This is a genomic window from Candidatus Cloacimonadaceae bacterium (assembly GCA_030693415.1).
Lineage (GTDB): Bacteria > Cloacimonadota > Cloacimonadia > Cloacimonadales > Cloacimonadaceae > JAUYAR01.
In genome coordinates this window covers 46,518-58,654 of the sequence record JAUYAR010000143.1, presented here as the reverse complement: position 1 = coordinate 58,654, position 12,137 = coordinate 46,518, and the positions used below count along the sequence as shown (strand labels likewise).

Sequence of the window (12,137 nt, the reverse complement as noted above, 5' to 3'; positions counted from 1 at the left end):
GTGGCAACCGCTTTACCACCTGGGCAGTACTATGTGGAATGCGAGCTGTTCCAACCCGGGACAGTTAACTTCTATTACCCCAAGCAATCTAATGCGTTTACTGTAACTGCCAATACAACATTAGTTAATTTACCTCTGCTTGCCTTGACCAGATACTCTTTCCCAAACGTATTAGTGTCCAATATTGTGACATATCCATATTTCAAGACAGTGGGACAAGCTCTCCAGCGCATCCAGCAAGCGGTAAACAATACGGCATTTAATGGAGAGCCCATCAGAATCCAAGTCATGCCCGGTACATATTATGAGAGCATCGATTTATCCCATCTCATGAGTATTTACTCTTTTCCCATCCCAAGTTTTACTTTAGAAGGTACAGGAGGCCCCAATTATCCAATTATTAATGGCGGTGGAAGTCCCTACTGCATTAATCTTGGTGTAGAGTGGATGTTCACCGAGGATCCTAATTCCGTATTCAATATCATCAACCTGAGATTGACTAACGCCAAACAAGGTATCCGCTTTAGAGATTACGAGCTGGATAGGACTATCACACGGATGATTTTGAACATCCGGAATTGCCAAATCTATCAGTGCGGCAGCTCTGAAAACAGTGATTATCAAGGAGCAGGGGTATATTTCGAAGGCACCGGCTCAATCGTAAACACCACAATATCAAACAATTCCATGACCAACGGTTCGAATGCTTACGGAGCCATTTACGCTAATAACAACTATTCCCGTGAACTTCTGATCCAGGGAAACACCATCACTAATAACACTGGTCGCGTTTGTGGAGCGGTCGGGCTATCCGGCAAGGGAATAATCAGATTTACCGGTAACAAGCTTGCCCACAATATTCCGATCGGGGCAGCAGAAACTCCGGGAGCCTTGTGGGTTTTCGATGCGAAATATACTAAAATCGACACAAATCTCATGATCAATAATGGGGCTGCCAGTGTGTTTTTAGTGGCAATTGGAACGATCCAACAGGCTATATCCCCCATAGATTTCGCGAACAACACCATTGTCAACAATACTGCATCAATAGCGTTGTCGATGTGGCAAAACGGTCAACAAAGCATCAAGGTATCGAATAACGTGTTTAGCTCTCAAACTGTTGGAGGAAGCGTCCGGTCGGTAAATTTTGCCAACCCCATTGTAACTTACAACGTGTTCCATAATACAACAGCTCTTGGATTTCAAATATCGCCTATTTCAAACATCATCGGCAATCCCAGCCTGGACGCGAATTATCAGCCGATCTGGAGCGCAACAGTCATGTCGCCATGCGTTGATAAAGGCAACCCGGATACTAATGGTAACGGAGTCTTGTGGAATGAGGATCCTGAGGATCGGGATCCGGATGGCACTCCTTTCGATATCGGAGCAATCAGAGCAGTTGATCATCGGTATGAAGAATATGCCATGCCTGTCGGTAATGTCAGTAGCGGAATAAAATGGATGAGTTTTCCGGCACTGAATACGCTGACGGCGGGATATACTACAAATTCAAGCTTCTTTGCGCCGATTATTCATCAGGCGAGACTTGACTGGGTAACGTGGAAATGGGAAAATTATGCGGAAATTACGATGCGGTATAATCTTCAAGGAAATATTGTTAATGATCAAGCGATAGCGAACAGCATCCAAGGCTATAAGGTAAAGGTTCTGGATACTCATCTAACCCCGATTTCAATCAAAACATCCGGCTTTCTGCAAGCGCCCAATACGGTTATCAATCTATATGCTTACCAAAGCGGCAGCACAACCGTTGCAAACGAAAACTGGATCGGTTATTTCGACCGGCGCAGTGCTCGTCCCTTTGATGCCTTGGCTCCGATCCTGAACTTTGTTACTTCGATCAAGACCCAGTATTGGAGCATGCACCGCTTGCCCGGTGGCACCTGGTTTGGAGGTGGTGCCCAAGTCGGTAGTACCTTCAATTATGGAGACATGGTAATCCTGACCGTTAGCCAGAACTGCAGCTTTACCTGGAACAACAATAAACCGGTTGATCCCAATACAAGAGACTTGCCGGTTCATTTCAGCTATTTGGAAAAGGAAGACTACATTCCTTTGTTTATCGAGCTTGATGACGCAGAGGGTGCCTTGCTCCCAGACGAGATTGGGTTCTACAAAGATGGCATCTGCAAGGGAGCGGTAAAGGTTGAAGGTGCCTTCACCGATCTCTGTGCCTATCTTGATGCCGGAGAGGTGATAGACCCGGATAATTCCGAGCTTATCCTTTACTACGCCTCCAAGGCGATGCCTGAAAACCGGATGCTGTGCAAGATCAAGCCCGAATCGCTGAATTATTTTAACGATAATGGCTTGAGATATTACACGCTCAAGATAAACACAACTACCGATATTAATCCTGTGATCCCGATTACGGCATTGCAGCAGAATTATCCCAATCCCTTCAACCCCTCCACGACGATCAAGTTTGAGCTGGCGGAGGAAGGTGCGGTTAGCTTGGAAATCTACAACATCAAGGGGCAAAAGGTAAAGACCCTAATAGATGGCATTAAGGTGAGCGGTCCGCATCGGGTGAGCTGGGACGGAACCGATCGGTATGGCAGATCAGTTGCCAGCGGATTGTATCACTACCGCTTGATTACCAAAGACAAGAGCATTTCCAAGAAGATGCTGCTCTTGAAATAGTTGTTCGGGGCGTGTTGCGCGCGCCCAATCATCAACAAATGCCTTTGGGGGCGTGCGCAACACGCCCCTACTTTTAGGAGAACTGATGTCTTATAGAATAGTAATAATCGCAGTCCTGCTGCTTTGCTCACACCTCAGCGCAGCTACCTTGACCGTTGCCTTGGATGGCAGCGGGCAGTTCACGAGTATCCAAACCGCCATCGAGACGGCAAATCATGGCGATATGGTTTTGGTGCATCCGGGCAGATATTATGAAAATATCGATTTCATCGGCAAGCAGATCACGGTTTGCAGCCTAGAAGCAACGACCGGCAACACAAACTATATCGGCACGACCATCATCGATGGCAGCGGAAACGGCTCCTGCGTCGCCTTCCGTAATGCCGAGCAGAATGCTGTTCTCAGGGGCTTTAAGCTTACCAACGGTACCGGATATCCCCTGTTTGCCATGCAGCTTCGTATGGGCGGCGGGATACTGATCTATCTTGATTGCAATGTCAGCGTGATTAACTGCGAGATTACCAATAATCGCGCCGTTCTTGGAGCAGGAATTTTTGCCACAGATAGTTCGTTGTATTTTAGCGGCTTGAAAATTTACAACAACTACGCTATCAGTTCGGGAGGTGGCATTTTAATTTGGGGATCCCTTGCTCACTATCCCACGATTGTGTTTGACCCGGTCAATAGGTGTTCTGTTTATGAGAATTACGGAACTAACCCGGTCGATATATCCGTGATCGATTTAAGAGCTAATCTGCAAATAAATCTGGATCTGTTCACGCTGGGCTCTGCGAATACATTTTATGTGGACCGGCATAGCAATCTGAGCGTAATGCATCAATACACCGATACGGTAAACATCTTAAGGGGACATCGAGTGGAAATCAATCATGACCTCTATGTCCGCCCGGATGGGAACGATGGCAATAGCGGATTGAGCCCGGCTCAGGCTATGAAGACCATCACCAAAGCTATGCACAGAGTCGCCGCCGACAGCCTTTATCGAAAGACGGTTTACGTTTTGCCCGGCACCTACAACGAAGGAGCGGGCGAACAAATCTTCCCCATTCCGCTCAAATCGCACGTCAAATTGATCGGCTCGGGCTCGGATCAGGTGACCTTGTATTCTGATGTTTTTAATGGATTGAATGTCTCTATTTTTTTTGCTGGCTATAAAAGAAGAAATCTGTCCATTGATGGCTTTAGGGTAACTGAGGGCAACAATAATTTTCGTAGCGCAATTTACTTTGGCGATTTGACGACATCTGTAACCTTTTCTGATATTTTAATAGAGAATATGAGCGTTTATAGGGATGGCGCAATATTTGTCAATAGAATCACGTCATCTGTATTTGATTCAATCGTGCTAAGGAATATCACGGCACAAGAATCAGCGTTTACAATCTGGGATATTCGTTCCGGTACCATTCGTAACTCTGTTTTCGAAAACATCCACTCCACCCATGTCTCAGATGATCCGGACTTATCAGGAACCTCGGTCATGAATTTTTGGGTGACTGACTCCCTTAGTGTAGAAAACTGCGTGTTCCGCAACATTTCAGTTGTGGACAATCAGCATACCTTTGGCATCTCGATAGGAGACCCCCTCCAGCATACAATAAATGTCAACATAAATAATTGTCTCTTTGAAAACATCAGGACAAACAATACCGCCCCCATATATTTTGTGACCAACCGCTATGGCGTGTATAAGGTTTCCAATAGCACTTTCTACAATAACTACGGTCAAGCTGGCGCCGTCGCAGTAATCGGGAAAATAGATATGCGAAACAATATCTTCTATAATCCCGATGGCGCAAGGGAGATTTACATGCTTAATGCAATTCCTCAAGCCAATTTTATCGGAAGGCTGGATTTCGATTATAACAACATCCTGGGCGGATTCACCGGTATCCACAATCCCGACCATCGCAACACCCTGATCTATGGCTCGAACAATAGCTCAGCAGACCCCATGTTTGCCGGTACCACTGCCGGGGACCTGATTATCTGCGCTTAGCCCAAGGCTCGCCTTGTATAGATAGCGGCACACCGGATATTACCGGACTGGAGTTATTGCCCTATGATCTTGCTGGCAACTGGAGGGTCTGGAATGGCAGGATAGATATGGGCTGTTATGAATACGGCTCCGAACCTTGGGTGTCAAATGACGATCCGGTGGTTCCGCCATCTCTGTCGGGCTTGAGTTTATACAACTATCCCAATCCTTTCAATCCTTCCACCACGATTGCGTATCAAATCCCTGAAACTGGGAATGTCCGTTTGGAGATTTATAACATGAAAGGGCAAAAGGTTCGCACCCTTGTCAATGAGCAAAAATACTCCGGAAGCCATAGTGTGCTTTGGAACGGTACCGACCAATCCGGACGCAGTGTAGTTAGCGGAGTATCTTTCTACCGTTTAGTAACTGATAATAAAACACTTAGCAAGAGGATGCTCTTACTAAAATAGTCTCAGTAGTGTGTAAGATACCTCTCATTCGGGGGAAGGTATCAACGCTGAAATCAAAGCTTGACAAATAAACAAGAGGAAAGAAAGTGCTCTTTATGATGCGAATCTTGGGACTACGTGAAAATGATCGATTAACGTCGGTGGAACGACCGGCTAAAATCATTGATACGAAGCGATTTGCTGAAGGCAATACTACAATGACTGAAGTCTCTTGGACAAAGGATCGGTTATGAAGATAATGATATTGCTGCCGCTCTTATTTGCCTTATGCGGCATCGGGATGCTACGCGCTCAGCCGGTTATCACGGTTTCGGTGGCATGCACGGACGTCAACGACGGATATCTGAAATTTGATTCGAGCAACACGGTTACCAGCGTGAGCTTGAACGGTTATCTTATGGTAGGCGATGCGTGGGATTGGTCTGTTATGTATAATTTTGCCACGAAAGCATACATTTCCTTTCCCACGACGCAGGTGCCGGCGGGTTATCATTTGCGCAGTGCCAGCCTGCATTTTTTTGTAGCGGCGGCTTATGGAAACAGCCAAGTGCAGGCATATCCATCATTTGAGATGTCCTGGGGCACGATCTCTCCGAACTGCCTGCTCACGCATGTGAACTATGGCGTGATGCTCGATCCGGGGGATCTAAACACACCCGATCTGCATCCACCGCTGAATCTGTTCAATTCCTATCTGCCGGGATGGAATTGGGCTGAGGTCACGCAATTTGTGCTCGACGATATACAGGAAAATCGTCCCTATTCGCAATACACTTTCAAGCTGCAATATCTCTCGGATTGGGGCTCCGGTGATGATTATTTGGTGATCGCGCCTGGCGGAACGACGGGAAACAATCCCTACCTTTTTCTTGAATGTGCCGCGGATGAAAGCTCCGCGGAAGATCATCTCGCCACTGGTGCTCTAATCATCACTGCCGCTCCCAATCCCTTCCGGGGTGATCTGAGCATCACGGTGCAAGGCAAAGGTTTGGGCAAGGCAAAGCTGGAGATATTCAATCTCAGGGGTCAAAAAGTGCGGACTCTGGAAACCCTCAACACCGCGGCAAACGCCACAAGCTTACATTGGAACGGAAAAGATGATCAAGGCCGAATAGCAGCACCGGGCGTGTATCTGATCCGAATCGACAACAGCTTGCTGAGCAAAGTGATAAGGGTGTTGAAACAACCATGATAACGCGCACGATCACCACTGTCATCCTTTTCGCCCTAATCCTGATCCCCTTGGCAGCGATCGAAACCCCTGATCGCCACAGATGGGAAATTACCATCGGCGCCGGTAACCAGTTGAGCGCCATGCCCATGTATCTGAATATCCGCAACAGTCTCTTTGAGACGATCTATAATGCGGACGAAATCGGTGTCTCGGGAATAATCACGGCAATCAGCTTTTATAACAGTTTTATCAATGCCGTTCCGGAGGGATCGGTTCGCATCTGGCTTGGAATCACGGACTGGACTAATATGAGTCAGGGTTGGATCCCGTCCTCACAACTGACCCAAGTGTTTGACGGAACGCTCAGCTTTCCCATTGGCGAAAACATCATCACTCTTGGACTAAACCAGCCCTTTGAATATACGGGCGGAAACATGGTGATGCTGGTGCAGCACCCCTGGGCTCTGCAAATCTATCACAATTACAGCTATTTCAAAACACAGACCATTGGTAATAACCGCAGCCGGGTGGCAGCCCATAACACAAACGAGCTTGACCCGGCAAATCCACCGACTCCCTCTGGACCACAGTTATCCGGCATGTTTCCCAAGACGACATTGCATTTTGCCTCCCAGCCACCGCAACCGGAGCTTTTCGTCTATCCTTCAACTCATAATTTTGGCGAAGCACTGTTAAACTCGGTGAACAACCGGGTGATCAATCTCTGCAGTACGGGGCTTGAGCCTCTGGTGATCAGCTCTATCTACATATCGGGCGACCCCTGTTTTTCGCTACTTCAAGTTCCGGCATTGCCTTTGAACCTTGCCAATGGCCAGTCCGCGTCATTTTATGTTCATTTCGTGCCAGATGAGACCGGAAATTTGGCAGCCACAGTCTCGCTGAATGCCAATACTGCGCAGGGAATTCATCTGCTGCCGATAAGCGGAACGGGAGTGGATCCCGTGATCTACACGCTGCCTTATTCCCAGAATTTTGATACTGCCACTCCTCCTGCATTACCTTTGGGATGGAGCGCCTATGCCGATCCGAACATTGGGAGCCATTGGGTGAGAACTTTTGCGGATGCCGCAGCGCCCAGTCCACCGAACGTGGCACGCATGATGAACACCAGTCCTCCTCAGGGCTTTCTGATCCTGATCTCTCCCCCACTAACAGAAAACATCTCGATCAGCACTTTGTCGGTTACCTTTTGGGCTCAATCGTTCGCGGAACCAATGGCACACAACCTGTCCGTGGGCGTTATGACTGATCCGGCAAATCCACTTTCCTATACGGAAGTGCGTAGCATTGTCTTGGACAATTCTGATTGGAACGAACATACGGTGCAGTTTCATACTTATCAGGGAGGTGGCAGATACATCGCCTTCAAGCATCCCCAGGAATGGGGTTATATATCGATCCGGCTTGATTCGATCGTGATCGAACCCCTCGCGGATGATGATCTTGCCGCTACATGGATTATTGGCAATTCCTTCCCTGCGGTGGGAGCAGAAAGCGTTTATCAGATCAGGGTGGCAAATCACGGCAATGCCGCGCAGGAAGACTATCAGGTCTGCCTGATGCGGTATGATGAGATCTTGCTTGCCTCGGTTCCCGGTATCCCTATCTCACATGGTGAAAGCGCGGTGCATAACGTTTCATGGATTCCCGCAAACGAAGGCATCACCGAGCTTTATGGCAAAGTGCTGCTGACAGGGGATATCGACCCAAGCAACGATCGCAGCGCCAAGATGAAAGCGACCGTTCTCAGTAGTGGCACCAGTGCGGTCACGATCGGTGCAGGAAATGAACAAGCCCGCATCCCGATTGATCTGTATCGCAGGAATTCACTGTTTGAGACGGTCTTTCTGGCAACCGAGATTGGAGAGATCGGAGTGATAACCGGCGTTCAGTTCTACAACAATTTTCTCACACCCACAATCCTGAACAAACCGTTGAAGATCTGGCTGGGAGAGACGAATGAGCGGGATTTGAGGCATCGATGGATCGCTTCAACCGAACTGGAACTCGTATTTGACGGAAGCGTTGGTTTCATGCCGGGAAACGACATCGCGGTGATCTATTTCGATACAGCCTATAGCTATCTGGGCGGTAATTTGGTGATGATGGTCAACCGTCCCTGGGATATGAGTTATTACAGCTCATCGGATTACTTTTGGTGCCAAAGCATCGGGAATAACCGATCCCGAAACGTTGCTGGGGATTCCGTTGTCTATAATCCCATGGCTCCTCCGCAGCCGGTATTGGTCCAGCTATCCGGTCAGTTTCCCAAGACCAGTTTCTTTATCCGCTATGGCGATTCCGATATTCAGGAGACGACCATTCCGTTTCCGGGTCGTCTGTCCATCAATCCCAATCCGTTCAAGGATCGCGTCTCCATCAGTTATGACATCAATGAAGCTGGGCTGGTGTTGATGGATATCTATAACGTCCGTGGACAATTGGTCAGGTCTCTGGTGCGGGAGACGAAGCAAGCCAGAGATCACGGATGCGTCTGGGACGGAACTGATGACAAAGGTATGCAATGCGGTAGCGGAATCTATATCATCAACCTGCGCGCAGGCAAGCAAAGTATAAACGTCAAAGTAGTGCGGATCAAGTAAATCAGCTCTGGTCTGCTTCCCTGATCTGCAATAGATTCGCCATTGAGATTGAGTTTTCTTGCCAGATCCGCTGTCCTTTTTCACAGGGCAGATCAGGGCACTCGGCACAGGTTCTGAAGCCTTTTTGTAAGGCGCAGGAACGGATTTGGCATACGCTGCAGAAACCGAGATGCTTACCGGAGCCGAGGCATCCGTCACAAACAATGCTTTCGGGATCGATGTCCTTGTCAAAACCTGTTTTATACTTTTCTGCCAGCGCTATTCTGGCTTCGGAATCGTCTGCGAGAGTAGCCTGATACACGCTGCAAACGGTGCAGTCGATGCCGCAGGGGGCGTAGTGCGGTCTCATGGTTTCTCATTATCTGGAAATCTGATGACGATGTCTTTGATCGGCAAGCGATCATGGCTGCCGGCAAGACCGCTGAGCAGCTTGGCGTGAAGGCTTTTCTTTTCTGCCGGATAGCCAAATGGGGAGAGTGCCACGATGCGCCATTTGTCCGGGATTTTCAGATAGCTTCTCAGCTTTTTCTCGCTGAAAGCGGCAAGCCAGCAACTGCCGATGCCCTTTGCCCAAGCGGCGAGCATCATCTGCTGAAATGAGATGGCGGTATCCACCAGATAATAGTCCTGGTGGTTGAGGCGGACGTTTTTGCTCATGTCCGCGCAGGCGATGATCACGCAGGGTGCCTTGCGGAGAAAGTAATTGGATAGTCCGATCAAGCCGCAATTGAAGGCTATACGCTTGATTTCAGCGGTTTCGGTGATCACGATATAGCGCCAGGGTTGTTTGTTCTGAGTAGATGGCGCCACTCTGCCGGCTTCGAGGATTTCCGCCAAAACCTCTGCAGGGATCGGATCCTGCAGAAAATCACGTACGCTGTGGCGGGACAAAATAAGTTCCTGTACGTCCATCTTTTCTCCTGATTTCAAACGCAGACGAAGGGCACTGCTACTCCCGTCCAACCGCCATTTATGGCTGATGGACGCCTTGTGGGTCGGGTCTTTTGGAATAGAACTATTTGTAATGGGTAGTGCATCAGCCCTCAAGGGAATGCAAAGCTTCCGGGCTGTTGATGTTGCGCAGGACGCCTTCGTCATCCACCGGAATGTCGATCACGGTGCAAACCTGGCTGCGGATCAAGCCTGCCAGTCCCTTGTCATTGTCGTCTGCATCAATATTTAGCCAGCTGGGAACGATCACCGGGTGTCCGCTCTTTCCCTGAAATGAAGGACGAATGGTAGAATCCGGCAACGATTTGAAGGTTTCGATCAGGAGCTTGATAGTGGATGCCTTTACAAAAGGGTGATCGACGGGATGGATCAGATAGCCGAGTGCCTGCTGATCTTTCAATTCGCTGATGGCATGGCGCAGGGTTTCCAGCATGCTGCCGGTTTCCAGATTTTTGGGGCAATGCACTTGTGCGATCCCGGCAGAGTGAAGCAGCTCTTTGATGATGTCCGCGAAACTCTTTCCTGCCAACACCGCCTCCGCTTTGGGCATGCCAAAGCGGCGTCCCTTGCCGGAAGCGGGGATGATGGCGATGATCTGATCAGAGGGCATTGAAAGCCTCGATGGCGGAATCCAACTCTTCAAGATTGGTCTCGAAGGTTTCCTGCCAGTATTCGGGTTCCCATTGGGCGAGGATCTCCTCGTAAGATTTGCCCTGCTGTTCCACCCAAGTGTAGTATTTCAGGTTATGGATGCGTTTCTTGACCTGATAGCTGAGCTCGAGATAGTTGTCTTCGGATTGAGATTTGAGTGCCGCTTCCCGGTCGAGGGCGGCTTGCAAAGACGTGTAATTTCCCTTTTCCGTCCTCTGCTCTTCGATGCGTGAGCCATAGAGTTCAGCGGAATCGGTGAAGATGGTGAAGATGACGTCATGCTCGTTCAGCTCAAAATACTTTGCTTGCTTGATCGCGGCTAACAGATTGGCGATTGAGGATATCCCCAGCAGCGGAAGGTCTTTCACGGTTTCAGTCGGGATGCCGGAGCCGATGAGATATTCCTGCCCCGCTGGTTCGTTGAACAGACGCAGCAGACGCATGCAATCCTCATCCCGGATAGCGGCGACGGCATCTGTGTTACGGACGTTGTGCACCCAGGGAATGTGTTTGTCGCCAATGCCTTCGATGCGGTGTCCGCCAAAGCCGTTATTGAGCAAAGTGGGGCATTCGAGGGCTTCGGTGGCGGTGGTTTTCATCCATGGAAAACGCTTTTTCAGGTAGTCCCCGGCGGCAATGGTACCGGCGGAACCGGTGGCGCTGACATATCCGCTTAAAGAACTCTTTTCGGTCTTGGTCAGGTCATAGACTTCCTCGATGGCATTTCCGGTTATATGGTAGTGCCAGAAGGGATTGCCCATCTCTTCGAATTGGTTGAGGATGATGTTGCGCGGATCCCGGCGCAGCTCGTCGCACTTGTCATAGATCTCTTTGACGTTGGATTCGCAACCGGGCGTGGCAAAGACCTCGGCGCCGATCTCCTTCAGCCAGGTGAAGCGCTCCTTGCTCATTTCCTCCGGCAGGATGGCGATCGAGGGGCATGCCAACAAGGCGCAATCGAAAGCTCCGCCGCGACAATAGTTTCCCGTGGATGGCCAGACCGCTTTGTGCAATTCGGGATCAAAACTGCCGCTCACTAATCTCGGAACCAGACAGCCATAAGCGGCACCGACTTTATGCGCTCCAGTGGGGAAGTATTTTCCCACCAAGCCGATGATGCGCGCTTTCACTCCTGAAATGGAGGAAGGGATTTCAAAATAGTTCGGCTTCCCGAAAAGCCCTGTGGAGACGTCGTTCTTCCAGGTGATGCGAAACAGGTTCAAGGGATCGATGTCCCATAGCCCGATCGGCTTGAGACGCTGTTTGACCGCGTCCGGAATCGTCTGTGGAAACATCTGCTGCCGCAGCGTGGGGAGGATTATCCCGCGTTCTTTGCAGCGGCGGGCGTTCTTTTTGATCACCGCGTCAAAGCGGGTTGTAATTAGTTTTGGCATTCGATACTCCTAATTTGCTATATTTAACACAGAGAAAGTCAGAGATATTGTTCACCACAGAGAAACAGAGGTTTCAGAGGGAGAGAAAACTGAGAATTGGTTTTCATATTCAAATATACTACTTGATGGTTTGGCAAAGGTTCTCTATACACAATATCTAAAACTGAGCTTGAGCAAAGCATTTTGATTACTTGGATATTACTG

General features: G+C 49.1%; 9 protein-coding genes. 5 read left to right on the top strand and 4 right to left on the bottom strand.

Translation table 11 applies throughout. From position 1 onward, the window contains the following. The first annotated feature begins 447 nt into the window (after positions 1-447). The 5 genes from Q8M98_08630 (at position 448) to Q8M98_08610 (ending at position 8,937) form a co-directional block, all read left to right on the top strand. Entirely contained in the window at positions 448-2,667 is a 2,220-nt protein-coding gene (locus tag Q8M98_08630; protein MDP3114828.1) for a T9SS type A sorting domain-containing protein, read from the top strand. 85 nt (positions 2,668-2,752) lie between these two features. Further along, entirely contained in the window at positions 2,753-4,687 is a 1,935-nt protein-coding gene (locus Q8M98_08625; protein ID MDP3114827.1) for a hypothetical protein, read from the top strand. Positions 4,688-4,794: 107 nt separating this feature from the next. Next, complete coding sequence (locus tag Q8M98_08620) at positions 4,795-5,139, top strand: T9SS type A sorting domain-containing protein (GenBank protein ID MDP3114826.1); 345 nt, start codon at positions 4,795-4,797, stop codon at positions 5,137-5,139. 229 nt (positions 5,140-5,368) lie between these two features. Beyond that, positions 5,369-6,331 (top strand): T9SS type A sorting domain-containing protein, encoded by a 963-nt coding sequence (locus tag Q8M98_08615; protein ID MDP3114825.1) that lies wholly within the window; start codon positions 5,369-5,371, stop codon positions 6,329-6,331. After that, the gene (locus tag Q8M98_08610) at positions 6,328-8,937 is read left to right on the top strand and encodes a FlgD immunoglobulin-like domain containing protein (GenBank protein MDP3114824.1); all 2,610 of its coding nucleotides are present in this window, start codon (positions 6,328-6,330) and stop codon (positions 8,935-8,937) included. Before Q8M98_08615 ends, Q8M98_08610 begins: the two co-directional genes overlap by 4 nt. Before the next feature lies 1 nt (position 8,938). Here Q8M98_08610 and Q8M98_08605 read toward each other — a convergent pair whose 3' ends face one another. The 4 genes from Q8M98_08605 to Q8M98_08590 form a co-directional block, all read right to left on the bottom strand. After that, positions 8,939-9,286 (bottom strand): DUF3795 domain-containing protein, encoded by a 348-nt coding sequence (locus Q8M98_08605; protein ID MDP3114823.1) that lies wholly within the window; start codon positions 9,284-9,286, stop codon positions 8,939-8,941. Further along, entirely contained in the window at positions 9,283-9,849 is a 567-nt protein-coding gene (locus tag Q8M98_08600) for a nitroreductase family protein (protein ID MDP3114822.1), read from the bottom strand. Before Q8M98_08600 ends, Q8M98_08605 begins: the two co-directional genes overlap by 4 nt. Positions 9,850-9,973: 124 nt before the next feature. After that, entirely contained in the window at positions 9,974-10,498 is a 525-nt protein-coding gene (locus Q8M98_08595) for an NTP transferase domain-containing protein (GenBank protein MDP3114821.1), read from the bottom strand. Next, complete coding sequence (locus Q8M98_08590) at positions 10,488-11,933, bottom strand: pyridoxal-phosphate dependent enzyme (protein ID MDP3114820.1); 1,446 nt, start codon at positions 11,931-11,933, stop codon at positions 10,488-10,490. Before Q8M98_08590 ends, Q8M98_08595 begins: the two co-directional genes overlap by 11 nt. Positions 11,934-12,137: the final 204 nt, after the last annotated feature.